This window comes from Streptomyces sp. NPDC056224, assembly GCF_042267665.1.
GTDB lineage: Bacteria > Actinomycetota > Actinomycetes > Streptomycetales > Streptomycetaceae > Streptomyces.
The window spans coordinates 196,037-219,826 of the sequence record NZ_JBHJTK010000004.1 but is presented as its reverse complement, the minus strand read 5'-3'; the positions used below and the strand labels follow the sequence as shown (position 1 = coordinate 219,826).

Genomic DNA, 23,790 nt, shown 5'->3' with positions numbered 1-23,790 from the left:
GCCCGCCGCGGCGCGCTGTCAGGCGCGGGGCGCCACCCCGGACGGGCGGCCCGCGCCGCGCGTCAGGGAGTAGCCGAAGATGCCCGCGAGGGCGCCCAGGATCCCCCCGGCCGCCGTCCACAGCCAGCGGTCCGACCACCAGCCCGCGGACCAGCCGTCCTCGGGCTCGCGCAGCGGTCCGGTCACGGTGGCGGGAACCACGGGCGTGGCGAGGGCGCCGTCCACGGCATGGGCGCCGCCCGTCTCCTGCACGGAGGCTTCCACGGCCGCGCGTACCGGCTGCCCGAGGTCCTCCTCGGGCAGGTCGACGACGGTCAGGCGCACGTAGTAGCTGCCCGGCAGCGGGTCGTTGGCCCACTGCTCGGCCGCGGCGCGGACCGTACGCAGGGTGCAGGACAGCTCCACCGAGGCCGCGTCCTTGGCCGCGGCCCTGGTCTGCGTGCCGTAGGTGCACGCCTGCCTGCGGCGCAGCCCGTCGTACACGTCGAGCTGCCAGGTCGCGGCGCCGTGCCGGCCCGCCGACTCGGGCAGGGTGACCGTCGCCTTCACGGTCGCGCGCTGCTGGGCGTCGACGGGGAGGACCCAGTAGAGGTAGTCGCCGGTGGACGCGCCGGCCGTGGCCCGCTGGCCCGGACGCATCGCCGTGGCGGTACGGAAGCTCGTACCCGCCTCGGTCGGGGCCGCGGGCTCGCCCTGCCCGGACGTGGAGCCGGTACTGGGAGAGGGGCTCGCCGACGCGGTGTCCGCCGCGGCCGTTCCCGCGGCCGCCGCCACGGCTGTTCCCGCCACCGTGAGGGCGGCGGCCGCGGTGAGCAGGGCGGCGGTCAGTGTGCGTACGGTACGCATCAGTTGGTCCTCCAGACGGAGATGCGCCAGCGTGAGATCCATCCCCACACCACACCGGCCGCCAGCCCGATGAGCACGAGGGCGGCCAGCAGCCACCAGCCGCGGCCGAGGCCGAAGGAGGCGGCGTCGGAGGCGGCGTCGGGTCCGTCCACCACGTCGATGGTCAGCTCGACCGGCATGCCCGGGGTGGTCTTGACGGAGGCGGGGGCGGAGAAGGAGTTGCTGACCTGGATGCAGACGGTCTCCGTCGCCTCCGCGGCCTCCTCGTCCACGCCGTCGATCCCGGCCTTCGGGTAGCGCAGGCCGGTGGACAGGACGTCGGTGCGCCCGTCACCCGCCTCCGAGCCCCGGACGATCTCGCGGCCGTGCACGGTGGTCGCGCGCAGCAGGACGCCGTAGTCGTTGTTGACGGCGCGGTCGGCGGCGATGCTCACCGAGGCGCGCAGCTCCTGGCCGGGGCGGACGTCGACCCGGTACCAGCGGTGTTCGCCGAAGGTCTCGCGGTCGCTGTAGAGGCCGGGCTTCAGCTGGGGGGCGCCTGCGCACTGTTTGGCGCCCTCGGTGGCCACGGGGTTGACGACCGGGTCGGCGGCCCGGTCGACCAGCTGTTTGACCCTGCCGGAGAGTTCGGCGGTGTGCTGCACCGAGGTGTACGTACCGCCGGTGGCCTCGGCGATGCAGGTGAGCTGGGCCCGGGTCTTGGCGTCCGGGACCAGGCCGAGGGTGTCGATGACCAGGTGAATGCCCTTGGCGGCGATGTCGCGCGCCACTTCGCACGGGTCGAGCGGGGCGCAGGTGTCCTCGCCGTCGGTGATGAGCACGATCCGTTTGGTGGCGTCGCCGCCGTCCAGGTCCTGGGCGGCGGCGAGCAGGGCGGGGCCGATGGGCGTCCAGCCGGTGGGGGCGAGCGTCGCGACGGCGGTCTTCGCCTCCGTCCGGTTGAGCGGCCCGACCGGGTACAGCTGCTTGGTGTCCTTGCAGCCGAGCGCCTTGTCCTCACCGGGGTAGGTGGCGCCGAGGGTGCGTATGCCCAGCCGTACTTCGTCGGGGACCGCGTCGATGACCTCGTTGAAGGCCTGCTTCGCGGCGACCATCCGGGACTGGCCGTCGATGTCGGTCGCCCGCATGGAGCCGCTGACGTCGAGGACGAGGTCGACCTTCGGTGGTTCGTTGGCCGTCGGTCCGTCGGCGGCGGTGGCGCTCGCCGGGAAGAGCCCGACGGCCAGGGCGGCGAGCAGGCCGCACGCCCCGGCCGCCAGCCGTTTCGTTGTGATCATCGCCGGATCGTATTGAGGATCGTCCGTCAATCCAAAATGTGCTGCCGTTCCCGGTCTTCGGCCGTTCCCCGGGCTCCGGAGCGGGCGCGTCGCCCGTCGCCGTGCGGGAAATCCCGGTGCGGGGGACGAAAGGTGCCGTCTGGGGTGCCGGGATGAGCTCCCGTACCTTCCGCATCACCGTCCGCGGCGCCTTCGACGGCCTCACGGCCGGCCAGCGGGCCGAGCTGACGGCCGCCGCTGCGGAACACGACGTGCTGCACGCGGCCTTCACCGCCGAGGGGCACCTCGCGTACGACGACGTCGCCGTCCGCCCCTTCTTCACCTTCCGCTTCCTGGAGACGGGGGAGACGGAGGAGGACATCCTCGACGCGACCGCACGCGCCGAACTGGCCGCGGAAAGCTGGCTGACCGAGCGCGGGTACGGCTTCAAGCAGCTCAAGTCCCGGGCCCAGGACCTGTCGCTGGCCCCGCTGGGCAAGCGCGGCCGCCGGGAGGCCGCCCGCGCCGACGGCCGGTCATGACCGGTCGGTGGGTCCCGACGCGCGCCGCGCGCCCTACGAACTGAACAAGGAGTGCTCGGCGGACATCCCCGGGCGCGGATCCGTTCCACTCCTTCGACGAGTACGTCCGGCGGCGGATCGAGGTGCCCTCGGACGATCCGCGCGGGGTCGTGATCGCCCGCGACGGCAACGGTGATGGCAACGGCGACGGCTGGATCGGACTGGCCGCGACGTCGGACCACCGGGCGGCGGGATTCGTGTTCAACGAGATGACCGGTGTCCGGGCGCCCTACCGCGGCCGCGGGGTGTCGATCGCCATGAAGACGCTCGGCATCGGATTCGCCGGTCTGTGCGGCGCCAGCCGGATCCGGACCGTGCACCACCGCGCCAACGCGACCGTCACCGCCATGAACCGGAAGCTCGGTCATGCGGACGCCCGGTGGGACTACCCCTGAGCCGTGGCGGCGAAGGTGCCCGCGAGGTGGGTGCGCAGCGCCTGTGCCGTGGGTGGGGAGAGGCGGGCGCCGAGGTAGCCGTCCGGACGGATCACGAAGGCCGTCGGCCGGTCGACGGCGTACAGGCGGGCGAACTCGCCGCCGGTATCACGATAGGCCGGTAGGCCGTCCGGGGCGGCCGGGCCGTCGGGTTCGAGTACCAGGCAGGTCTCCATCCGGTCCCCGGACGACTCCCGTGCCGTCCGCGCGAGTTCCACGAACGCGTCGGTCCACCGGCCGTCCCCGGCCCCGGACCCGGCCCCGGACCCGGCCCGGGCCCCGGACGCGGACCCGTTCCCGCCGCCGTACAGCACGAGCAGGTGTCCGCGGTCGCGCAGGACGTCGTACAGGCGCATCGGGTAGGAGGCGATCGGTCCGGTGAGGCCGGCGCAGTCCGGGGCCCGGTCGCCGGGGCGGGGGCCGGGGCCCTCGCCGGGCGGGTCGACGACCGGGCTGCCCCGGTAGCCGACGAGCAGCTGGGCCTCGCGCATCATCAGCGTCGCCCCGTCCTGCGGGTCGGCCTGGACTCCCTCGGCGGCGTGCCGCACGGTGCGGCTGACGACCTCCTCGCCCACGGGCCGGCGTTCGGCGTCGTAGCTCGCCAGCAGGTCGGGGCGGGCACGGCCGTCGATGGCGAGGGCGAGCTTCCAGGCCAGGTTCCAGGCGTCCTGGATGCCGGTGTTCATGCCCTGGGCGCCGGTCGGCGGGTGGATGTGCGCCGCGTCCCCGGCGACGAAGACCCGGCCGTCGGCGTAGCGGTCCACGATCCGGTGACTGATGCGGAACACCGAGGTCCAGCGCACGTTGGAGGCGGTGGTGGGGCGCGGCGAGAGCCGGTCCAGGACGGTCTGGATGTCTGCGAGTCCGGGGGCCCGGCCGCTCTCCAGGCCGTGCGCGACCCCGTCGGAGGCGGCCTCGCCCTGCCGAGCTGCCGAGAACTCGGGCGGCACCGTCATCGACACCCGGTAGCGGGCCGGACCGGGCAGCGGGATGCACACCAGTGTGTCGTCGATCGTGCCGTCCTCACCCCGGTGCATGGAGCGCACGCCGTAGTCGTGCGGCAGGTCCCAGTCGAGTTCGACGTCGCCGAGCATGAACTCCTCGGGGAAGGCGCCGCCCTCGTAGCTGAGCCCCAGCCCCTTGCGGACGATGCTGTGCGCGCCGTCGCAGCCGACCAGGAACCGGGTCCGTACCTCTTCCTCCGCGCCGGAGGGGGTCCGCAGCCGGCTGGTCACCCCGTCGGCGTCCTGGGCGAACGAGACCAGTTCGGTGCCGCGCTCGACCTCGGTTCCGAAGCGGGCCAGGAACTCGTCGAGGATGCGCTCGGTCTCGTACTGCGGCAGGGCGGCGAACCCGTACGGAACCTCGGGCGGCAGGGCGAGTTCGAGGCGCGCCTGCTCGGCGCCGTTGACGTACGCCAACTGGCCGCGCATCGGGACGGCCGCCTCCAGCACGGTGCGGACCAGTCCCATGCGGTCCCAGATCTCCAGGGTGCGCGGCTGGATGCCCACGGCCTTGGCGAACGGCAGGCGGGCGGGCAGCCGGTCGACGATCCGGCAGGAGGCTCCGCGTCTGCGGAGCTCCACCGCCGCGGTCAGCCCGACCGGGCCGGCGCCGGCGACGAGCACATCGGTTGCGTAGGTGTGCGCCATGGGCGCCTCCTGGCGAGCGGCCCCGTACGAGTCGGTGTGTCTCCCATGGTGGCCGCCCGCCCGGTGTCCGGCATCTTTACTCGATCACGAGGTCCACGTCGATGTTGCCGCGGGTGGCCCGGGAGTAGGGGCAGACCTCGTGCGCCTGCTTGACCAGCAGGGTGCCCGTCTCGCCCGCCAGGGACTCGGGGAGCTCGACGCGCAGGACCACGCCCAGGCCGAAGCCGGCGCCGTCCTTGCCGATGGAGACCTCCGCCGTGACCGACACCTCGCTGGTGTCGGCCTTGGCCTGGCGGCCGACCAGGCCGAGCGCGCTGGCGAAGCAGGCCGCGTAACCGGCTGCGAAGAGCTGCTCGGGGTTGGTGCCCTGCCCGTTGCCGCCGAGCGCCGGGGGCATGGCGAGGGCGAGGTCGAGCTGGCCGTCGGAGCTGACGGTGCGGCCCTCGCGGCCGTTGGCGGTGGCGACAGCGGTGTACAGCGCGTCCATCGGAGTTCCTCTCGCAGAAGTGAACCGTTGCGACGGCCGTCGGTCGGCCTCGCCCCATCATTAGAGCACGCAATTGAGTTGTGCACAATTCAATGCCTCGCAAGCCCACCCCGAGTACACTGGCGCCCATGACCGAGAAGCCGACCGCACCCCACCCCGACCAGGACTTCCTGCGCCTGGACGGCCAGATCTGCTTCGCGCTGAACGCGGCGAGCCGAGCCTTCGGCGGGCTCTACCGGGTGGTCCTCAAGGACCTGGGCCTGACCTACCCGCAGTACCTGGTGATGCTGGTGCTGTGGGAGCACGGCGAGCTGCCGGTCAAGGAGATCGGGCAGCACCTGCGGCTCGATTCCGGGACGCTGTCGCCGCTGCTCAAGCGACTGGAGGCGGCCGGTCTGGTCCGCCGCGAGCGCAGCGCCGAGGACGAGCGCTCCGTGCACGCCCACCTCACCCGGGAGGGCGCCGCGCTGCGCGCCCGCGCGGCGGAGGTACCGCGGCGGATCGCGACCGCGACCGGCTTCGAGCTGTCCGAGATCGTCGACCTCCAGGCCCGCCTGAACCGCCTCACCGCCGCCCTCGACGCCGCGGTCCCGCAGGAGGCCTGACGCCCGCCCGGCGCGATCACCGCCTCGTTGCCACACTGGGTCCTGGAGGTACCCGATGGACCCTGTGGCCGCGCTGGACCGGATCGCCTTCCTGCTGGAGCGCGCCCAGGCGCCCACCTACCGGGTGAAGGCCTTCCGGACGGCCGCGGCCGCCCTCCGGCAGATGGGCGAGGAGGAAACCGCCGCACGCGTGGCGGCCGGTTCCCTGGAAACCGTCAAGGGCATCGGCCCCAAGACCGCCCGAGTGGCCCGCGAGGCCCTCGACGGGGCGGTGCCGGCGTATCTGCAGACGCTGGAGGACGAGGCCGCCGCGCTCCCCGACGGCCCGCCGGCCGACCCGGCCGCCACCGCCCTGCGGGCGGCGCTGCGCGGCGACTGCCACATCCACTCGGACTGGTCCGACGGGGGCAGCCCGATCGAGGTGATGGGCCGGACGGCGGCCTCGCTGGGGCACGAGTACGCCGTGCTCACCGACCACTCGCCGCGGCTCACCGTCGCCCGCGGCCTCTCCCCGGAGCGGCTGCGGGAACAGCTGCGGGTGGTGGCGGAGCTCAACGAGACCTGGGCGCCGTTCAGGCTCCTGACGGGCATCGAGTGCGACATCCTCGACGACGGTTCGCTCGACCAGGAACCGGAGCTGCTGGAGCAGCTCGACCTGGTCGTCGGCTCCGTCCATTCGAAGCTGCGGATGGAGGCGCCCGCGATGACCCGGCGGCTGCTGGCGGCCGTGCGCAATCCCCTGCTGGACGTACTGGGCCACTGCACGGGACGGCTGGTGACCGGACGGACCCGGCCCGAGTCGCAGTTCGACGCCGAGGCCGTCTTCGCCGCCTGCGCCGACTCCGGTACCGCCGTGGAGATCAACAGCCGGCCCGAGCGGCTGGACCCGCCCCGGCGGCTGCTGCGCCTCGCCGTCGACGCCGGGACCCTGTTCGCGATCGACACGGACGCGCACGCGCCGGGCCAGCTGGACTGGCAGATCCTCGGCTGCGAACGGGCCGCGCAGTGCGCGGTCCCGGCCGGGCGCGTCGTCAACACCTGGCCGGCGGAGCGGCTCCTCACGTGGAGCCGCACTAGGACCGCCTGAGCTGGACCACCAGCAGGAGGACATCGGCTCCGGCGACGGCCATCACCGCACGGAACGGGAGCCGCCCCGCCGGGCGGCGGGCCGCCAGGAGCACCGTCGCGGTCGTGGCGGCCAGCAGTGCCCAGCCGTACGCCGAAACCCGCCCCGGCGGCCCCACGGCCAGCGCGGCGGCCGAGGCGAGCACGAGTAGCCCGGCGACCACCGCCGAGGCCCGGGCCCCGAGCCGCTGGGGCAGGCCCACGACCCCGGTGGCCAGGTCGTCGGCGATGTCGGGCAGGACGTTGGCGAAGTGCGCGCCCGCGCCCAGCAGGGCCGCGGCGGCCGTGAGCCACGGCGGCGGCCACGGCGCGCCGGGCAGGCCCAGGGTCAGGAAGGCGGGGAGCAGGCCGAAGGCCAGGGCGTACGGGACCCAGGAGGCGGCCGTGCCCTTCAGCTTGAGGTTGTACCCCCAGGCGGCAGCGACACCGGCGAGGTGGACCCCGCCCGCGAGCGGCCCGCCGGCCAGCGAGAGCGGGACGCAGACCAGCAGCGCCAGGGCCGCCGCGCGGGTCACGGCCACGGGCCGCACCGTGCCGGCCACCAGGGGTTTGTCCCACCGCCCCGCTGCCAGGTCGCGCCTCAGGTCGGCCCGGTCGTTGGACCAGCCCACCGAGAGCTGTCCGGCGGCCACCGCGCCCACCGCGGCCGCCGCTCCCGGGAGGCTTCGCCCCGCCGCGGCCGCGAGCACCGCGGCGAAGAGGGTCACGGCCGCCGCCGGCAGGGGATGGCAGGCCGCCAGCAGTCCCACGGCCGCGGTGCGCCACCGCACGGCGGCAGCGGCGGCGGCGGAAGCGACGGCGGGCCTGGGCGGCCGTCCGGTCTCTGCGGTTCGCGCGGGCACACCGTCACGGTATGCCGCGCCGCGCCCGGATTGCCTGATTCATAACGATGTGTCAGTTATTTTCTATGGTGAATCAATGACACGTGTCCTGGCAGTGAGCAGCGTGTTCCCGCCGCATCGCCATCCGCAAGCCGAGATCACGGCAGCGCTCGCCCGTTTCCTGCCGTCCGGCTCCGATACCGCGCTGCTGCGCCGGGTCCACGCCTCGGTGCGCGTGGAGACCCGCCATCTCGCGCTCCCGCTGGAGCGGTACGGGCCGGCGAACGACTTCGGCACGACGAACGCCCTCTTCCTGGAGGCGGCCCTGGAGCTGGCCGGCCGGGCCCTCGAACGCGCCCTCACCGGCGCCGGTCTCACGGCGCCGGAGATCGACCTCGTCATGTCGACCACGGTGACCGGGCTCGCGACGCCCTCGCTGGAGGCCCGCCTCGCGTCGCGCGCCGCACTGCGGCCCGACGTGAAGCGGGTCCCGCTCTTCGGCCTCGGCTGCGCGGCCGGCGCCGCCGGAGTCGGCCATCTCCACGACTACCTGACGGGCCGGCCCGGCCACGCCGCGCTGCTGCTGTCCACCGAGCTCTGTTCACTCACCCTGCAGCCCACGGACACCTCCATGGCGAACCTGGTGGCCGGAGCCCTCTTCGGCGACGGGGCGGGCGCGCTGGTCGCCGTGGGCCGCGACCATCCCCTGCACGCCACCGGCGCCGGACCCGCGGTGGTGGCGGCTCGCAGCCGCCTCTACCCGGGCACCGAGCACCTGCTCGGCTGGGACATCGGCCACTGGGGCATGCGCATGGTCCTCGGCCGCGAACTACCCGACCTGGTCAGGCTGCACGTGGCCGAGGAGATCGAGGCCTTCCTCGCCGCGCACGACCTCAAGCCCGCCGACGTCGACGCGTGGATCTGCCACCCCGGCGGCCCGAAGATCCTCGACACGCTCGCGGACGCGCTGGGCCTGCCCGACTCGGCCCTCGCCGCGAGCCGCCGTTCGCTGGCGGCCGCCGGAAACCTCTCCTCCGCCTCGGTCCTGCACATCCTGGGCGGCATCCAGACCGAGGGGCCGCCGCCGCCCGGATCCGTCGGCCTGATGCTGGCCTTCGGGCCGGGCTTCGCCTCCGAACTCGTCCTGCTCCGCTGGTGAATGCTGATTGGTGACTCCATGCCCCTGCCCATGTCCTCGTCCATGGCCCCGTCCATGACCTTGTACCTGCTGCTCATCGGCCTGGTCGCGGCCGAGCGGCTCGCCGAGCTGGTCACGGCCCGCCGCCACACGGCGTGGAGCCTGGCCCGGGGCGGCCGCGAGTACGGCCGCGGCCACTACCCGGCCATGGTCGCCCTGCACACCGCGCTGCTCGTGGGCTGCGTGGTGGAACCCCTGGCCGCCGACCGCCCGTTCGTCCCCGTACTCGGCTGGTCCGCCCTCGCGCTCGTCCTGGCGGCGCAGGCCCTGCGCTGGTGGTGCATCGCCGCCCTGGGACCGCGCTGGAACACCCGCGTGCTGGTGGTCCCCGGACTCCCCCTGGTGGCGGCCGGACCGTACCGGCTGCTGCGCCACCCCAACTACGTGGCCGTCGTGCTGGAGGGTGTGGCGCTGCCGCTGGTGCACACCGCCTGGGTGACCGCGCTCGGCTTCACCACCCTCAACCTGCTGCTGCTGCGCGTGCGGATCGGCTGCGAGGAGGCCGCGCTGACGGACGGCGGACGACTGCGCGCCCCCGCCTCCGTTCCCGCGTCGGGCTCCCGCTCGTGATCGACCTGCTGATCGCGGGAGGCGGCCCGGCGGGCCTGGCGACGGCCATCAACGGCGCACTGGCCGGTCTGGAGGTGGTGGTCGTGGAGCCGCGGCCCACCCCGATCGACAAGGCCTGCGGGGAGGGGCTGATGCCCGGGGCGGTACGCCGGCTGCTGGAGCTGGGTGTGCCGGTGACCGGGCAGCCCTTCCGAGGCATCCGCTACGTGGACGCCGTGACCGCGCGGCACGCCGAGGGGCTGTTCCGCTCCGGCCCCGGGCTCGGCCTGCGGCGCACCGCGCTCCAGGCCGCGCTGGCCGAACGCGCCGCCCGGCTGGGTGTGCGCGTGGTCCGCAGGCGCGTCGAGGGGATCGGGCAGGACGGCGACAGCGTCAGCGCGGCGGGCCTCACGGCCCGTTACCTCGTCGCCGCGGACGGCCTGCACTCCCCCGTCCGGCGTCGCCTCGGTCTGTGCGCGCCACCGGCGCCCGCCCGGCCGCCGCGTTACGGCCTGCGCCGGCACTACTCCGTCGAGCCGTGGAGCGACCTCGTCGAGGTCCACTGGTCGGCCCGGTGCGAGGCGTACGTCACCCCGCTGGCACCCGACCGGATCGGGGTGGCCCTGCTGACCGCGGAGCAGGCCCCGTTCGACGCGCAGCTCGCCCGTTTCCCGCGGCTGGCGTCCCGGTTGGCCGCGTCGCCCGGTACGGCGGTGCGCGGCGCCGGGCCGCTGCGCCAGGGGGCCCGCGTACGGGTGGCGGGGCGCGTGCTGTTCGTCGGTGACGCGGCGGGGTACGTGGACGCGCTGACCGGTGAGGGCCTGACACTGGCGGTGACGGCGGCGGGCGAGCTGGTCCGCTGTGTACGGGAGGGGCGGCCGCAGGCGTACGAACAGGCCTGGCGGGAGCTGTCGCGCAGCTACCGCACGCTCACCGAGTCCCTGCTCTGGGCGCGCCACCGGCCGCGGCTCGCCCGGCGGATCGTCCCGCTGGCCGCCCGGCTGCCGCGCGTGTTCACGGGGGCGGTGAACCTCCTGGCGTGAGGGCGCGGGCACGCGTGGAACGGCACCCCGCGCGGGGCGCGGGGTGCCGTTCGTGCGACCTCCGGATCAGGCCGGGCCCTCCTGACGGTTCCTCAGGGCCAGGCCCGCGAGGACGGCCGCGGCCGCCGCGCAGAGCACCACGACGACTCCGGCCCAGGCCAGGGAGCCGCCCACCGCCCCGGCCAGCGGGTCGAAGCCCGCAACGCCGCCGACCACGTGCACGCCGACGACTCCGACGGCCGCGGCCGCTCCGGCCCGCCACACCACCGCGGTGTCCCGGAGCGCGAGGAGCGCGCCGAGTCCGAGGCAGAGCACGGTGACGAGGAGGGGCAGGAGGGCGGCGGGGGGCGCCGACCGCAGGGCCGCGAGGTCCTTGGGCAGGTGCAGCGCGCCGCTGACCAGCAGGGCGAGCGCCACCGGCCAGCGCAGGACGTGCCGCAGCACCGGGGAGCCGGAACCGGCCGGTTCGGCCTCCGGCCCGGTGCGGCGGCGCGGCTTCTCGTACGGGGAGCCGTACGGCGCGTGGTGCGGCGGCGCGGACGGCTCCTCGTGCGGCTCCTGCCGCGGCCGCGCCCGCGGCACGGGCTCCGCGGCCCCGGCCCGCCCCTCGGGCGCCACGGAATGGGCGCGCTCGGCGGACTCGGCGCGCTCGGCGGGGTCGGCGGACCCGTGGGACCCGTGGGACCCGTCGGACACGTCGGACACGTCGGACACGTCAGGCTCTTCGGCACCGGGGATGGTCACCAGCAGGGCCACGTCCTCGACGGGCCGGCCGACGGCAGCGGCGCGCAGGGTGATGTCCGCCTCGGTCACCTCGTGCGGGGACTCGCCCAACAGGGCGATCATCTCCCGGACTTCGTGCACGGGACGGGTCACGGCGGCCGTGCGGAGCGCCTCGTGTCCGCGGTTGGGCAGCCGGCCGGTCTCCTTGAGCAGGCTCACCAGCGCGGTGACCTCTTCGAGCGGGCGACAGGTGGCCGCCGTGTCCAGCAGGGTTCGGACGGGCTGCGTGCCCGGAGCGCCCGGAGCGCCCGGAGTACCCGGGGCGTTGGTGTCGGGGATCTCATGGCGGTCTTCATCGTCCGTCTCCGTCAGGGATATGGGGTCATTCATGGAAAGCTCCGTTCGCCGACACGCGGGTCCACACATCGCGGGCCGGTCATCGTGCGTCATGGGAAGCGCACGCTTTGTTACATTTACTGCCAGTTTCGCCCACTGCGCCATTCGGGCGGGCAAACGGGGCCCGTCCGGCCCACGGAGAAGGGGCGTCGACCGTGCCCGATGTGCGGAAGTCCCGGCGCCTGTGCCGGCGCCTGCTGACACCGGCGCTGACCCTCGTACTGATGCTGACGGCCGCCGCGGAGGGGCCGGAGCGGCCCGTGGCGGACACCGACCGGGGGCTCGTACGCGGCCGGTCTCACGGGGCGTACACCACCTTCGAGGGCATCCCCTACGCCGCTCCCCCGACCGGCGCGCTGCGCTGGCGGCTTCCGGAGCCCGCGCCCCGCTGGGAGGGGGTGCGCGACGCGGGCGCCGCCGGCTCCCGCTGCGTGCAGCTGCCCGCCCTCGGGCCCGGCGGGCCGAGCGGCTCGGAGGACTGCCTGTACCTGAACGTCACCGCGCCCGCCGGGGCCGCCGCCCGGGGCGCACGGCGGCCCGTGATGGTCTGGTTCCACGGCGGGGGCTTCGTCAACGGCGCGGGCGACCTGTACCCGGCCGGACGGCTTGCCGTCCGGGGCGACGTCGTGGTCGTGACCGTCAACTACCGGCTGGGTGTCTTCGGCCTGTTCGGCCATCCGGAGCTCGGCGGGGCCCCCGGCTTCGCCCTCGCCGACCAGCAGGCGGCCCTGCGCTGGGTACGGGCGAACGCGGAGCGCTTCGGCGCGGACCCGCACAACGTCACCGTGTTCGGTGAATCGGCGGGCGCCCTCAGCGTGTGTGCGCACCTCACCTCACCGGCGTCGGCGGGCCTCTTCCACAAGGCGATCCTGCAGAGCGGATCGTGCTCGACCACGATGCCGCCGTGGTCCCTGCTGCCCACGCTCGGTGTGTACGAACCCTTCGTGCCCGAGCGGCGGACGGTCTCGGACGGGGTCCTGGCGGCCGCCCGGCTCGGCTGCGGCGGCCCGGCGGCACTGGACTGCCTGCGCCGGCTGGACACCGACAGGCTCGTGACGCCGGAGCTGACGCAGGCCTTCTCCAAGGTCTCGTACGGCGGCGCCCAACTGCCCGTGGAACCCCGGCGGGCCCTGGAGGCCGGGCGGTTCCACCGGGTGCCGGTGGTGCAGGGAACGACCCGGGACGAGATGCGGATCTTCGTGGCGCAGACCCTGGCCGTGTACCCCGTCGGCGACGAAGCCGGTTACCGGGCCCGGCTGGAGCGGTCCTTCGGGGCGTCGACGGCCCGCGCTGCCGAGGCGAGCTATCCGCTCTCGGCCTACCCGACGCCGGCGGTGGCGTGGGCCGCGCTGCTGTCCGACGCGTCGTTCACCTGCCCGGCCCTGCGGGACGGCGGCGCGCTGGCCCGGCACGTGCCGGCGTACGGCTACCGGTTCAGCGACGGCGACGCGCCGAACGCCACCGGCCTGCCGGAGGTGCCGGAGCTGCCGTACGGGGCCTCGCACGGCTTCGAACTGCCCTACTTGTTCGCGCTGGTGCCGCTGGCCGACCCGCAGCAGGAGCTGGCGGACCGGATGACCGGCTACTGGACCCGCTTCGCCCGCACCGGCGTGCCGGCGGCCGCGGGAGCGCCGCAGTGGCCGCGCCACCGCTCACCGGCCTCGGTGCTGTCCCTGGCGCCCGGCGCGGGCGGGATCCGCCCGGTGGACGCCCGGGCCGAACACCACTGCGCGCTGTGGGACGCCCAGTGGCCTGCGGTCACCACTGCTCCGTGACGACGACCCCGTCGCCGGTGCGGACCACGAGGTCGCCGCTGTCGCCGTAGACCTCGCGCCGCCAGTCGGCGAACACCTTGGCGAGCTGCCGGGCGTCGTCCCCGCGGCCCTTGCCGACGGATCCGGTACTGAAGGTGATCCTCGCCTCGCCGACGGTGCGGACCTTGCGGACGCGGGTCTCCTTGATGACGACGTCCTCGTCGTCGGTGCGGTGCCCGGCCCAGTACGCGGTGAAGTCCCGGGTCATGTCGAACCAGTCCGCCGGGCCGCACGGGCCTCCGCCGTTGGTCATCTCCGGGTCACCGGAGGGGGCGGCGGCGCCGGTCTGCTGATCCGTGGGCGGGCCCGCGTACCCGCCGGTCTCCTGGTCGGTCGGCGGACCGGCATACCCGCCCGTCTCCTGATCCGTCGGCGGACCGGCATACCCGCCCGTCTCCTGATCCGTCGGCGGACCGGCATACCCGCCCGTCTCCTGATCCGTCGGCGGACCGGCGTAGCCGCCGGTCTGTTCCTCCGTCGGCACGTCGAGCGCGCACTTCTGCGGCGTGAGACTGGGGACCGGCGCGGGCCCCGCTGCCCGGCCCGCCCTTCCGGTTCCGCAGCCCGCCAGTACGGCGCACAGCAGTCCGGCCACCAGTACCCGTCCGGCCGTCTTCTTCGTCGTCGTCATCGTCATCGTCATCCCCCTCGGACCTCAAGAGGGGAATCCGCCGACCGCGGTTCCCCGCCGTCGGATCGCGGGCTAGCGTGTCGTCATGACCGGCTCCGAGGCGCGTGCCCTGCTCTTCCTGGACGTCGACGGGCCGCTGATCCCCTTCGGTGCGGGCCCGTACCCGCAGGGCGACGACGGCCATCCCCTGCTCGCGAGGATCGATCCCGCGCTCGGGCCGGGGCTGGCGGCCCTGCCGTGCGAGCTGGTGTGGGCGACGACCTGGGGGACGGACGCCAACGAGTGCGTCGCGCCCCGGCTCGGTCTGCCGGAGCTGCCCGTGGTGGCATGGCTCGAACCCGCCGCCGACCTGCGGGCCCGGATCCACTGGAAGACCCCCACGCTCCTCGACCACGCGGCGGGCCGCCCCTTCGTCTGGGTCGACGACGAGATCACCGACGCCGACCGGGACTGGGTGGCCTCCCACCACCCGGGCCGGGCCCTGCTCCACCGGGTGGACCCGGGCCGGGGTCTGACCGCCGCCGACCTCACCGTGCTGCGTGGCTGGCTGGACGCTTCTCGGCCGCGGGAGCCGTGGCCGGGGAGTAGAGGAACGAGAACCGCTCCATGACGTTGCGCCGCTGGGTGTTGTGGAAGGCCGCGATGCGCCAGGTGCCGTCGGTGTCGCGGACCAGGGTGTACGTCTGGACCTTGGACAGCTCGGCGGGGCCGGGCCTGCTGCCGCTGTAGTCGTCGCCGCGGCCCGTCAGGATGGCGACGTCCTTTCCGAGGAAGCGCAGGTCGAGGTAGGAGGCGGCCAGCTTGGTGCCCTTGGTGAAGTCCTCGAAGAGGGCGCGGTGACCCTCGGTGATGTCGGAACGGCCTTCGTAGTGACTGCCGACGTAAGTGGTGTACGTGGCGTTCTCGGTGAACTGCCGGCCGTACGCGTCCGCGTCGCCCCGGCCCCAGGCGGCGGTGAGGGCTTCGAGGGCGGCGCAGATGGCCTCGCCGTCCGCGCGGTTCGCGCCCGCCGGGATGACGTCGGCGCAGACCTCCGTCCCAGGGCGCCGCACCTCGGAGGTGGCGTCGAGGTAGAGATACGCGCCGGCGGCGCCGAGGGTGAGGACGGCGGCGGCGGCGAGCGCGGCGCGCTTGACGGCCTTGACGGTCTTCGGGTTCACGGGATGCCTCTCGATCGGCGCTACGGGTGGATGACGGTGGCCGCCCTCTTGACTACACTGAGGCAGCAACTGCACATATGCAGTATCTGCATGCATGCAGATAAATGGCAAGGGGAATGGTGTCTCGATGGCGGAGCAGGACGACCGGCGTGCGGTCTTCAGGGACTACGTCGATGCCGTGGGGCTGCACGGCCTGGCGGGTGCGGAGGCGGCCGGCCTCCAGGCGTCCGAGTGGTATGCGCTCAGCCGCATCACCCTGGCGGGCGGGCTCACTTCGGGCGAGCTCGCGGCCGGGACGGGGCTCACGACGGGGGCCACGACGCGGCTGATCGACCGGCTGGAGCGCGCGGGGTACGTACGCCGTACCGCCGACCCGGCGGACCGGCGCAAGGTCGTGGTCGAGGCCGTTGCCGGCACGTCGGCGGAAGTCGAGGCGGTCGTGGGCCCGGCCCGGAGACGGATCGCCGACGTGCTCGCCGGGTACACCCCGGAGCAACTGGACGTGCTCTTCGACTACTTCACACGCGCGGCCCCCGCTTTCCGTGAGGCGACGGAGGAGATCCGGGCGGCGACCCACGGGCGCAAGGGCGCCCGCTAGTGCTCTGACCGCATGGGTTCTCCGGGTTGGCGGTGGCACGGTCCGGACCGGTTGAATGTGGGCGGACATCCAAGGTGCGGGGAGGCCTGGACCCTCAGTGGGCGGGAGGCCGTCCCCGCCAGCTCAGCACTGATGACGAGGACTTCGTCATCCAGACGGCCACCACCCGCCCGACCAAGCTCGGCCGGCCCTTCACCCGCTGGTCAACACGCAAACTCGCCGCCCACCCGCGACGCATCCACGGCCGGGTGATCGGCATCGGCCGCGAGGCTGCGGCCGACCGCTCTCGTCGGCAGCGGCCTGACCATCCAGTCTGTTGACCGTTTCCGTTCACAGCTCCAGGTTGGCGCGGACGAGCCGGAATGCGGCCGCCGGGTCCGCGGCACGGGTGACCGTCCGGCCCACGACAACATGTGACGCACCAGCGGCAACGGCAGCACGAGGTGTGCCGGGCCGGGCGTGCTCACCTGGGGACTCACCAGGAAGCGCGACTCCCGGCGTGATGATCAAGGTGCCGGCTCCCAGTGCACCACGCAGTGGCCCGGCTTCCTGCGGCGATGCGATCACGCCATGGCAACCCGCGCCTTCCGCCAGCCGGGCCAGTCGCAGCACCTGCTCCTCGGTCGAGGTTGAGTCGGTGACGCCGATGTCAGTGAGATCGGAGGTCGTCATGCTGGTGACGACGGTCAGAGCCAGCACGTGCAGGCGTGGAAAGTCGCGGGCCGCGGCGACAGCGGCGGACATGATGCCGGTGCCGCCCATACTGTGGACGGTCACCATGGAGACACCCAGAGCGCCGGCGGCGCGGACCGCGCCGGCCACAGAGTTCGGGATCTCGAAGAGCTTCAGGTCCAGGAAGACTTCCTTGCCCTTGGCCACGAGGTGCTCGATCAGGTCCGGCCCGGCCGCCGTGAGCAGCTCCATCCCTACCTTGTAAAAACGACACTCCTCTCCAAGCCGGTCGACGACTTCGTCAGCCGCTCGGCGGTTGCCAAAATCCAAGGCAACGATGATCCGATCGGTTGGCTCCACGGCGTCATTGTCGCCCACGCGGCGTTGGAGACGTCAGCGGCCTGCGTCGCGTCCGACCGCCCTCACCAGCGACCCTGGCCGTCGAACCCGGTGAGCCTATGCGGTCACAGCACTGACTGCGGCCGGGGAGCCCGGGCGGGCCGCGGGTGGCGGGTGGCGGGCCGGGCTCGGCAGCGCCCCGCCCGCCGCGGCCCGGGATCCGTCAGTTCCAGGACGCGCAGACCAGGGAGCGTTCCGCTGCGGCCAGGTAGGCGGCGGCCGCCAGCCAGGCCCGGGCGTACGCCTCGGCCGAGGACTCGGCGAGCCGGCCGAAGACGTCGCGGGGGCGGCGGTCGGCCTCGGCGGCGAGCGCGGTGGCCAGATCCGCCGCCACGGTGAGCCCGGCCCGGCGCAGCGGACCGTACGCGGCGAGGGGTTCGGTCCCCCGCGCGGCCTCGGCAACGGCACGACGGCCGCCCGCTACCCCGGTCTCCAGGAGGCGGCGCACCCGCCACAGCGGGGAGTCGGCCAGGGGGTCCGGTCCGGTGGGAGCGGGTTCGGGGGCCGGGCAGGCGGTTCGGGGCGGGAAGTGACCGCCCTGGAGACGGTCGTAGCCCAGGTCCGCACGGCCCAGCCATTCCTCGGGCAGCCGCAGCGTGTGCTCGGCGCCCGGCACCGGGCCGGCGGCGAGGGGCCGCAGGGTGGCGGTCCGGTCCGGGTCGGGGCGGCCCAGGATCCGCAGCGACAGCCCGGGATACGAAGCGAGGCGGCGCAGGTTCTCCGTGTGCGGCAGCTCGGGGTGGGGGTGCGCGGGCCGCAGCCGGAGCAGGGGTGCGCCGGGGCGTGCCTCGCGGACGAGGAGGTCTTCGCCCGCCGCGCCGACGACCGTGACGTCGCAGCCGAGCAGGGCGGGCTCGGCCCCGTCCGCCCCGGCCAGCGCGCGGGCGACCGCCTCGGCCGCCGGCCGGGCGAAGAGCGCCGCGGCGGGCCCTTCGCTCCAGGGCGTTCCGCTCAGGGGCGTCGCCTTGACGCCGCGTCCGGCGCCGAGCCTGCCCTCGGGGGAAACGGTCGCACCGGCGATGCGCAGGCCACCGCGGGCCAGCCCGGCGTGGTCGAGGACCGCGCCGCCGAGGGCGACGGAGGCCGAGCCTGCGCCGCGGGCCCGGGCCAGGCCGCCCGGGCGCACGTCGGAGACCGAGTAGCCGGCGCCGTCGGGGGCCAGCAGGTGGGTGACCACTCCCCCGTACCCGGTGGCGGAGAGCACGGGCTCCCGACACAGGCCGTACACCTGGAGGCTGCCGCCCGGAGCGTAGGCGCGGCGCGAGGTGCCGGTCAGCGCGGGGGCGGCGGATCCGGCGGCCAGCAGGGCGGCGGTGCGCAGGAGTTCACGGAAGGCGGCGGTGAGGTCGCCGAGCCGCTGGGCGGCCCGGCGCTCCCGGGCGGCGCGCAGGCCGCGTACGACGCGCAGGGCAGCCGCCTCGGCGCGCGGCAGCCCGGCGAGTCGGGCGGTGTGCGCGGCGCGCAGCAGCTCGGCCTGGACGACGGCGCCCCCGGCGGTGACCCCGGCGGCGAGGGCCTCGGCGGCGGCCTGCCAGAGGGCGGCCGCCGCGTGCAGTTGCGCCGCGGTGAGCGCGGGCTCGGACGCGGACTCGGACTCCGACGCGGACTCGGACTCCGACTCGGACGCACACGCGGACTCGGACTCGGACTCGGACGCACACGCGGACTCGGCACCGGGCTGGGGTGTCGCCGTCCGCCGCTCCCCTACGGGCGGCGCCGGATCCGCTTCCGCCGGCGGTTCCGCGTCCGCGAGCGGGGCGGCGCCCAGGGCGGCGGCCCGGTGGAGGCAGCGCGGGGCCAGCAGGCAGGTACACGCGGCCTGTTCCGCAAGGGTGATCGCGCCCGTGGGACCGGGACGCAGCGTGACCACGGCGTCCTCGCCGAAACCGAGGACGACCCCGCCGTCCGCTGCCGGAACGGCGAGGGCGGCGCAGCCCGCGGTGGCTGCGTCCAGCTTCTTGCGCAGCCGGGCGCTGAGCTGCTCCACGGCCTCGGCGAGCACTTCGGGTGCGACGGGCGGAAGTTGGGTGTCGGGGCTGGTCAACGGGATTCTCCACGGAGGCGGTCGCCGACCCAGCGGGCGAGGGCGAGCGGGCTGAGGGCGGCCACCGGCATGCCGGCCGCGACGAGTTGCCGGGCGACCGGGACCGAGTACCGGGGCGTGCCGGTGTCGTCGAGCGCGGCGCAGCCCAGCAGTTGGGCGCCGGAGGCGGCGAGCGTTCGGACCTCGCCGAGGAGCCCGCCGATCGGGGCGCCCTCCTCGAAGTCGCTGACCACGACGACGAGGGTGCGGCTGGGGACGGTGATCAGCGAGCGGGCGTGCGCGAGCCCGGCGGCGATGTGCGTGCCGCCGCCGACGCGGACCTCCAGCAGGAGTGAGAGCGGGTCCCCGACCCGGTCGGTGAGGTCCACGACCTGGGTGGAGAAGGCGAGGAAGTGGGTGGACAGGGTCGGTACGCCGCCGAGTACGGCCGCGGTCAGCGCCGACCAGATGACGGAGGCCTCCATCGACCCGGAGACGTCGACGACGAGGATGAGCCGCCAGTCGGACTCGCGGTTCGCCCGGGTGCTGAAGACGGGCCGTTCCGGGACCACGACCACGCTTCCGTCGGGCCGCCGCCGGGTGTGCGCGAGGTTCGCGCGCAGGGTGCGGGCCAGGTCGAGCCGGCCGCCGGGACGGCGGGTGGGGCGCGGGGTGGCGAGGCCGGAGAGGGCCGGGCGCAGCCGGGTGGCCAGCTCCTTGGCGAGTTCGTCGACCAGCCTCCTGACCAGGGGGCGCAGCCGGGCCAGTTGGGCTTCGGGCAGCCCGCCGGCGAGGGACAGGACGGAGCTCAGCAGTTCCACGGACGGGCGTACGCTCGCCGGGTCGAGCTGGGCCAGTACGTCGGTGCGGCCCGCCCCGGCCGCTTCGCCCAGCACTTCCTCCCGTACGTCGGCGCCGAACAGCGCCTCCAGTTCCTGCGACCACTCACGGGCGGTGGGGAAGGAGGCCTCCTGGCCTCCCCCGCCGCCCTGGCCGACGTCGATGCCCGAGGCGCCTTCGCCACGGCCGGCGCCGTACAGCTCGTCGAGGGCGTGGGCGTAGCGGCGGGCGCCTGCGGGGAGCCGGTCGCGTTCGCGGCCGAGCAGCAGCCGCCAGCGGTCGGCGGGGGCCAGCCGCAGGCCGGTGGGGGCGGGTGCGCGCGCGACGTCGGCGGCTGCCGCTGCGGTCTCCGGCAGCGGGAGCGGCGGCGCGATCGTGGCGGGCGGCGGGAGTTCCCCCAGCGCCGCGAGCCCGGCGGCGTCGGCGGCGGCCCAGAGGGCGAGCAGCGCGGGCGGCGCGTCGAGTGCGAGGTCGATCCGGTCGCCGAGCCGCTCGGCCACCGTGTTCAGCAAGCGGTCGCGGGCGGCGGGGGAAAGGGCGTCGAAGCCACCGCGCAGAGCGGGCAGACGGTCGAGGAAGAGGCGGTCGGTGAGGTGCTCGACGCGGTCGAGGAGCGGGGTGAGGGCGGCCGGGGAGGCTTGGAGCAGTGGTCCGGCGGCCGTGAGGAGTCCGGCGAGGCGGCGGGTCAGGACGCGGCGGCCCTCGGCGGTGGCGGCGCCGTCGATCCAGCCCGCGGCGCGGTCCCCGAGCCGGGCGGCCGGATCGAGGTCGAGGAGGACCCGTACGGCCAGGGCCGCGCCTTGGATCAGCGGGGACGCGGAGGCGGCCAGGGCGTCGAGCGCCGCGTCGGTGCGCAGCCCGAGGTGGTGTGCGGCGGCGCGGTCGGCGAGGGCCACGAGGGCGGCCGCGTCGGCGGGGTCGTCGCTGCCCGCGAGGCCGGGCAGGGACCGCACCGCCGCTTCGAGCAGGTCGCCGGTGAGTGCGGCGGCGGTGGCGCGGGACTCGGCGCCGGTGCCCGGGAGGTGACCGCGGTGGAGACCCTCCAGGAGGTCGAGTGCGTCGAGGAGTTCGGGCAGGGCCGCTGTCTGCGGCAGGACGGTGGCCGCCTCGTGGAGCCGTACGTCGACCAGTTCGGGTAGATCGCACCGCGCGGCGGCGGCCAGCCCGGCGAGGATCTGTGCCGGGGTCGGCCCGCCGTCGGCGGCGGCGCGGCGCGCGGTGTCGCGCAGCGTACCGGCGGCCGCCTGGGCGGCGGTGACGCCGCGGACTCCGGCGAGATCGAGGCGGGCCGGGACGGAAGGCGTCCAGGACAGCCGCCACTTGGTGCCGAGGGCGGACCCGTCGCCGGTGGCGGCGACCGTGAGGGGCTCGCCGTAGGAGGCGCCGCAGACCAGGAGCCGCTGGAGGAGGACTTCGCGGCGGCCGTCGAGGTCGGAGCACAGCGGGTCGAGGCGGACCTCTCGGGGGGCGGGATCGTCCGGCGCGGGCAGCCGCAGCTGCGCCAGCTCGGCCTCGACGGAAGGGCCGAGGCCGGAGCGGGGGGCGTGCGGGGTGATCCGCCCGCGGGCGGTGCCGACGAGGACCGCCTCCAGGGCGCGGGCCAGCGCCCGGCCGCGGCCGAGGGGTTCGCCCTGGCCGAGTACGGTGCCGACGGCCTCCAGGAGCTCCCCGCGCCCGGGCGCGGGGAGTCCGCGCAGGGCGGCCAGGTCGCAGGCGAGCCGCAGGGTTTCGGCGGCCTCGCCGGTCCCGGCGGTGTGCCCGGCGCGGCGCAGCTCCCGGCAGAGGCCGGTGACGGCGACGGAAGCCTCGTCCCGCAGGCGTCCGGGATCGCCCGCGGCACGCAGAACGGCCTGCTGCCACAGGGGATCCCGGATCCCGGCGGGATACCCGGAGCGGGAGTCGAGCAGGTCGAAGGAGTACGGCACGAACGAGGTGACGGTCCGGTCCGCGTCGCGCACGTCGGTGCCCGTCCCGGTCCCGCCGGACCGGGGACCCGGCGCGGTGCCCGGACCCAGGAGGGCCGGGGCGTGGAACGCGCCGATCACGGCCGCCACGCGGTGGCCTCTGGCGATGGCCGAAGCGATGACGTCCCGCATGTGGGCCTCGCGGGCCAGGTCCGTCTCCGGCACGGCCGGTGCGTCCTGGCGCAGGGCCCATCCGACGCCGAGGGCGGCCCGCCGGACGGACTCCGGGGAGCAGCCGGGGGCCAGGACCTCGACGGCGCGGTCCCACAGGTCGTCACCGTCCCGGCCCGTCCCGGCGGCGGTGAGGCCGTCGCCGAAGGTGCGGCCGGCCCTCTCGGCCGGGCTCGCCGCCGGGCCCGCCGCCCGGCCCGCGGGCAGGGTCGCGCCCGGAGCCGGAACCAGCGCGGTGTCCCGGGCCGGGGCGCCGTCCGGTGCGGTCCAGCCGCGGTCGGACAGCGGGAGGTCACAGCAGAGGACGGCCGCGCCGGACCCGCGGGCCCAGCGGATCGCGGCCAGTTCCGGGGAGAAGTCCGCGAACGGGTAGAACGCCAGCCGGCCGTCCCCGCCGGTGCCCGCGAGGGCGACGGGGGCGACGGTCTCCGGATCGGCGAGGTGCTCCAGCCACGGCTGGAAGTCCGCCGGCAGTTCGACGCAGACCACGTCCGCGCCCGAGGCGTCCAGCAGGGCGGGGACCACCGCGGCCAGCGCGGGGCTGTGGTGGCGTACCCCCAGCAGGTACGGCTCGCCGGACGCGGCCAGGGCGTCCACCGCCGCCCGCGGATCGGCCTCCGGACCGGACGCCGTCACCGCAGGCTCCCGCGCAGGTCCCAGAGGCGGCGCCACATCGCCGAGCCGTCCTCGGCGCGGCGGCGCACCGGGCCGTCCCAGTACCCGAGCAGCCGGCCGTGGTCGGCCGGGTCGTCCTTGCGTACGACGCCCAGCAGGTGCCCCGGCAGCAGGTCCAGCACGTCCCCGCCCGGCAGGTACGCGGCCGAGACCCCCAGCGAAGCCGCCACCTGCACGGCTTCGGCGGTGGACATGACCGTGCCCGGGCGCTCCACGTCCCAGCCCTCGGCGGAACGCCCGGAGCGCAGGTCCCGGAAGACGGTGACGAGCGCGTCGAGCACCGCGTCGTCGACGGCGAACGCGGCGCCGGCCCGCCGGACGGCGGCGACCGCCTGCCGGCGGATCAGCGTGGCCTCGGCGTCCGCGTCCGCGATCGGGGCGACGGTCTCGAAGTTGAAGCGGCGCTTGAGGGCGGCGGACATCTCGGAGACGCCGCGGTCGCGCAGGTTGGCGGTCGCGATGACCGTGAAACCGGGAGCCGCCGAGACCACCGCGTCCTCGGTGGCGGTCAGTTCGGGCACGCTGACCCGGCGGTCGGACAGGATGGACACCAGCGCGTCCTGCACCTCCGGCAGGCAGCGGGTGATCTCCTCGACGCGCACCACCCGCCCCGTCCGCATGGCCGAGAGCACCGGCGAGTCGACCAGGGCTCCCGCGCTCGGCCCGCCGGCCAGCAGCAGCGCATAGTTCCAGCCGTAGCGGAAGGCGTCCTCCGTGGTTCCGGCCGTGCCCTGCACGGTGAGGGCGCTGGTGCCGCAGACGGCGGCGGCCAGCAGTTCGCTGAGCATCGACTTGGCCGTACCGGGCTCGCCGGTGAGCAGCAGCCCGCGCTCCCCGGCGAGGGTGACCACGCAGCGCTCCACCAGGGCCCGTTCGCCGACGAACTTGGGGGCGATGGCGAGCTTGCCGCCGCCCTCGGGCAGGGTGAGCTCGGCGCCGTCGCTGCCGCAGACGAAGGTGACGACGGCGCGCGGGGTCAGCGCCCAGCCGGGCGGGCGGGGGCCGGGGTCCTGGGCGGCGAGGAAGGTGAGTTCGGCGGCGTACCGCTCCTCGGCGGGCAGCACCTGCCGGGCGGGTACGGGCTGTTCGGTGACGGTCATGCGCAGTCCTTGGTAGGGCAGTCGTGG

22 protein-coding genes and 1 pseudogene are annotated in these 23,790 nt (G+C 75.2%); 11 read left to right on the top strand and 12 right to left on the bottom strand.

Annotated features, from left to right (window positions below):
• Positions 1-18: 18 nt before the first annotated feature.
• A complete protein-coding gene (locus ACFCZ1_RS08325; protein ID WP_376677592.1) occupies positions 19-846 on the bottom strand; it encodes a hypothetical protein in 828 nt (275 codons plus the stop codon).
• Positions 846-2,123, bottom strand: coding sequence for a VWA domain-containing protein (locus tag ACFCZ1_RS08320; protein WP_376677591.1), 1,278 nt, complete (start codon positions 2,121-2,123; stop codon positions 846-848). Before ACFCZ1_RS08320 ends, ACFCZ1_RS08325 begins: the two co-directional genes overlap by 1 nt.
• Positions 2,124-2,275: 152 nt before the next feature.
• On the opposite strand from ACFCZ1_RS08320, the gene ACFCZ1_RS08315 reads away from it, so the two are divergent.
• On the top strand, positions 2,276-2,644 hold the full coding sequence (locus ACFCZ1_RS08315) for a DUF6204 family protein (protein ID WP_376677590.1): 369 nt from the start codon (positions 2,276-2,278) through the stop codon (positions 2,642-2,644).
• Between the two features lie 122 nt (positions 2,645-2,766).
• Positions 2,767-3,078, top strand: a complete 312-nt coding sequence (locus ACFCZ1_RS08310; protein WP_376677589.1) for a hypothetical protein — start codon at positions 2,767-2,769, stop codon at positions 3,076-3,078.
• Here the strand turns inward: ACFCZ1_RS08310 and ACFCZ1_RS08305 are convergent.
• Both ACFCZ1_RS08305 and ACFCZ1_RS08300 read right to left on the bottom strand, forming a co-directional pair.
• On the bottom strand, positions 3,069-4,769 hold the full coding sequence (locus tag ACFCZ1_RS08305; RefSeq protein ID WP_376677588.1) for an FAD-dependent monooxygenase: 1,701 nt from the start codon (positions 4,767-4,769) through the stop codon (positions 3,069-3,071). The genes ACFCZ1_RS08310 and ACFCZ1_RS08305 overlap by 10 nt on opposite strands.
• 76 nt (positions 4,770-4,845) lie before the next feature.
• Entirely contained in the window at positions 4,846-5,256 is a 411-nt protein-coding gene (locus ACFCZ1_RS08300; protein WP_328929362.1) for an organic hydroperoxide resistance protein, read from the bottom strand.
• 128 nt (positions 5,257-5,384) lie between these two features.
• Between ACFCZ1_RS08300 and ACFCZ1_RS08295 the strand changes: the two genes are divergently transcribed.
• Both ACFCZ1_RS08295 and ACFCZ1_RS08290 read left to right on the top strand, forming a co-directional pair.
• Positions 5,385-5,861 (top strand): MarR family winged helix-turn-helix transcriptional regulator, encoded by a 477-nt coding sequence (locus ACFCZ1_RS08295; protein ID WP_376677587.1) that lies wholly within the window; start codon positions 5,385-5,387, stop codon positions 5,859-5,861.
• A gap of 55 nt (positions 5,862-5,916) precedes the next feature.
• On the top strand, positions 5,917-6,948 hold the full coding sequence (locus ACFCZ1_RS08290; RefSeq protein WP_376677586.1) for a PHP domain-containing protein: 1,032 nt from the start codon (positions 5,917-5,919) through the stop codon (positions 6,946-6,948).
• Here ACFCZ1_RS08290 and ACFCZ1_RS08285 read toward each other — a convergent pair.
• The gene (locus ACFCZ1_RS08285) at positions 6,935-7,828 is read right to left on the bottom strand and encodes a UbiA family prenyltransferase (protein WP_376677585.1); all 894 of its coding nucleotides are present in this window, start codon (positions 7,826-7,828) and stop codon (positions 6,935-6,937) included. The genes ACFCZ1_RS08290 and ACFCZ1_RS08285 overlap by 14 nt on opposite strands.
• Before the next feature lie 76 nt (positions 7,829-7,904).
• Here ACFCZ1_RS08285 and ACFCZ1_RS08280 point away from each other — a divergent pair, with 76 nt between their 5' ends.
• Genes ACFCZ1_RS08280 through ACFCZ1_RS08270 form a run of 3 tightly spaced genes read left to right on the top strand, consistent with a single transcriptional unit; the run spans position 7,905 to position 10,597 of the window.
• Entirely contained in the window at positions 7,905-8,966 is a 1,062-nt protein-coding gene (locus tag ACFCZ1_RS08280; RefSeq protein WP_376677584.1) for a type III polyketide synthase, read from the top strand.
• A gap of 54 nt (positions 8,967-9,020) precedes the next feature.
• Positions 9,021-9,575, top strand: a complete 555-nt coding sequence (locus ACFCZ1_RS08275) for an isoprenylcysteine carboxyl methyltransferase family protein (RefSeq protein ID WP_376677707.1) — start codon at positions 9,021-9,023, stop codon at positions 9,573-9,575.
• Positions 9,572-10,597, top strand: a complete 1,026-nt coding sequence (locus tag ACFCZ1_RS08270; protein ID WP_376677583.1) for an NAD(P)/FAD-dependent oxidoreductase — start codon at positions 9,572-9,574, stop codon at positions 10,595-10,597. Before ACFCZ1_RS08275 ends, ACFCZ1_RS08270 begins: the two co-directional genes overlap by 4 nt.
• Positions 10,598-10,663: 66 nt before the next feature.
• Here ACFCZ1_RS08270 and ACFCZ1_RS08265 read toward each other — a convergent pair whose 3' ends face one another.
• Positions 10,664-11,710, bottom strand: coding sequence for a hypothetical protein (locus tag ACFCZ1_RS08265; RefSeq protein ID WP_376677582.1), 1,047 nt, complete (start codon positions 11,708-11,710; stop codon positions 10,664-10,666).
• A 161-nt stretch (positions 11,711-11,871) separates the two neighbouring features.
• Between ACFCZ1_RS08265 and ACFCZ1_RS08260 the strand changes: the two genes are divergently transcribed.
• Positions 11,872-13,491 (top strand): carboxylesterase/lipase family protein, encoded by a 1,620-nt coding sequence (locus ACFCZ1_RS08260; protein ID WP_376677581.1) that lies wholly within the window; start codon positions 11,872-11,874, stop codon positions 13,489-13,491.
• Here ACFCZ1_RS08260 and ACFCZ1_RS08255 read toward each other — a convergent pair.
• A complete protein-coding gene (locus ACFCZ1_RS08255) occupies positions 13,475-14,167 on the bottom strand; it encodes a hypothetical protein (protein WP_376677580.1) in 693 nt (230 codons plus the stop codon). The two genes, ACFCZ1_RS08260 and ACFCZ1_RS08255, sit on opposite strands and share 17 nt — an antisense overlap.
• Positions 14,168-14,246: 79 nt before the next feature.
• On the opposite strand from ACFCZ1_RS08255, the gene ACFCZ1_RS08250 reads away from it, so the two are divergent.
• A complete protein-coding gene (locus tag ACFCZ1_RS08250) occupies positions 14,247-14,771 on the top strand; it encodes an HAD domain-containing protein (RefSeq protein ID WP_376677579.1) in 525 nt (174 codons plus the stop codon).
• Here the strand turns inward: ACFCZ1_RS08250 and ACFCZ1_RS08245 are convergent.
• Positions 14,689-15,321 carry an SgcJ/EcaC family oxidoreductase gene (locus ACFCZ1_RS08245; RefSeq protein WP_376677578.1) on the bottom strand — a complete coding sequence of 211 codons (633 nt, stop codon included), beginning with the start codon at positions 15,319-15,321 and terminating at the stop codon, positions 14,689-14,691. The genes ACFCZ1_RS08250 and ACFCZ1_RS08245 overlap by 83 nt on opposite strands.
• A 127-nt stretch (positions 15,322-15,448) precedes the next feature.
• On the opposite strand from ACFCZ1_RS08245, the gene ACFCZ1_RS08240 reads away from it, so the two are divergent.
• Positions 15,449-15,919: a MarR family winged helix-turn-helix transcriptional regulator gene (locus ACFCZ1_RS08240; RefSeq protein WP_376677577.1), complete on the top strand. Its 471-nt coding sequence runs from the start codon at positions 15,449-15,451 to the stop codon at positions 15,917-15,919.
• A gap of 86 nt (positions 15,920-16,005) precedes the next feature.
• Positions 16,006-16,191, top strand: a pseudogene (locus ACFCZ1_RS08235) (helix-turn-helix domain-containing protein); the annotation flags it as partial.
• Positions 16,192-16,249: 58 nt separating this feature from the next.
• Here the strand turns inward: ACFCZ1_RS08235 and pyrF are convergent.
• From pyrF to ACFCZ1_RS08215, 4 genes are all read right to left on the bottom strand, one after another.
• Positions 16,250-16,951 carry an orotidine-5'-phosphate decarboxylase gene (pyrF, locus tag ACFCZ1_RS08230; protein ID WP_376677576.1) on the bottom strand — a complete coding sequence of 234 codons (702 nt, stop codon included), beginning with the start codon at positions 16,949-16,951 and terminating at the stop codon, positions 16,250-16,252.
• A 202-nt stretch (positions 16,952-17,153) separates the two neighbouring features.
• The gene (locus tag ACFCZ1_RS08225) at positions 17,154-19,040 is read right to left on the bottom strand and encodes a hypothetical protein (protein ID WP_376677706.1); all 1,887 of its coding nucleotides are present in this window, start codon (positions 19,038-19,040) and stop codon (positions 17,154-17,156) included.
• Complete coding sequence (locus tag ACFCZ1_RS08220) at positions 19,031-22,624, bottom strand: DUF5682 family protein (RefSeq protein ID WP_376677575.1); 3,594 nt, start codon at positions 22,622-22,624, stop codon at positions 19,031-19,033. The genes ACFCZ1_RS08225 and ACFCZ1_RS08220 overlap by 10 nt, the downstream gene beginning before the upstream one ends.
• Entirely contained in the window at positions 22,621-23,763 is a 1,143-nt protein-coding gene (locus tag ACFCZ1_RS08215) for an AAA family ATPase (protein ID WP_376677574.1), read from the bottom strand. Before ACFCZ1_RS08215 ends, ACFCZ1_RS08220 begins: the two co-directional genes overlap by 4 nt.
• Positions 23,764-23,790 lie beyond the last annotated feature (27 nt).

Bases quoted from the DNA above. Each gene is read 5' to 3' on its own strand.
- ACFCZ1_RS08325 (WP_376677592.1), bottom strand. From the start codon at position 846: ATGCGTACCGTACGCACACTGACCGCCGCCCTGCTCACCGCGGCCGCC.
- ACFCZ1_RS08320 (WP_376677591.1), bottom strand. From the start codon at position 2,123: ATGATCACAACGAAACGGCTGGCGGCCGGGGCGTGCGGCCTGCTCGCC.
- ACFCZ1_RS08315 (WP_376677590.1), top strand. From the start codon at position 2,276: ATGAGCTCCCGTACCTTCCGCATCACCGTCCGCGGCGCCTTCGACGGC.
- ACFCZ1_RS08305 (WP_376677588.1), bottom strand. From the start codon at position 4,769: ATGGCGCACACCTACGCAACCGATGTGCTCGTCGCCGGCGCCGGCCCG.
- ACFCZ1_RS08300 (WP_328929362.1), bottom strand. From the start codon at position 5,256: ATGGACGCGCTGTACACCGCTGTCGCCACCGCCAACGGCCGCGAGGGC.
- ACFCZ1_RS08295 (WP_376677587.1), top strand. From the start codon at position 5,385: ATGACCGAGAAGCCGACCGCACCCCACCCCGACCAGGACTTCCTGCGC.
- ACFCZ1_RS08290 (WP_376677586.1), top strand. From the start codon at position 5,917: ATGGACCCTGTGGCCGCGCTGGACCGGATCGCCTTCCTGCTGGAGCGC.
- ACFCZ1_RS08280 (WP_376677584.1), top strand. From the start codon at position 7,905: ATGACACGTGTCCTGGCAGTGAGCAGCGTGTTCCCGCCGCATCGCCAT.
- ACFCZ1_RS08275 (WP_376677707.1), top strand. From the start codon at position 9,021: ATGACCTTGTACCTGCTGCTCATCGGCCTGGTCGCGGCCGAGCGGCTC.
- ACFCZ1_RS08265 (WP_376677582.1), bottom strand. From the start codon at position 11,710: ATGAATGACCCCATATCCCTGACGGAGACGGACGATGAAGACCGCCAT.
- ACFCZ1_RS08255 (WP_376677580.1), bottom strand. From the start codon at position 14,167: ATGACGATGACGACGACGAAGAAGACGGCCGGACGGGTACTGGTGGCC.
- ACFCZ1_RS08250 (WP_376677579.1), top strand. From the start codon at position 14,247: ATGACCGGCTCCGAGGCGCGTGCCCTGCTCTTCCTGGACGTCGACGGG.
- ACFCZ1_RS08240 (WP_376677577.1), top strand. From the start codon at position 15,449: ATGGCGGAGCAGGACGACCGGCGTGCGGTCTTCAGGGACTACGTCGAT.
- ACFCZ1_RS08215 (WP_376677574.1), bottom strand. From the start codon at position 23,763: ATGACCGTCACCGAACAGCCCGTACCCGCCCGGCAGGTGCTGCCCGCC.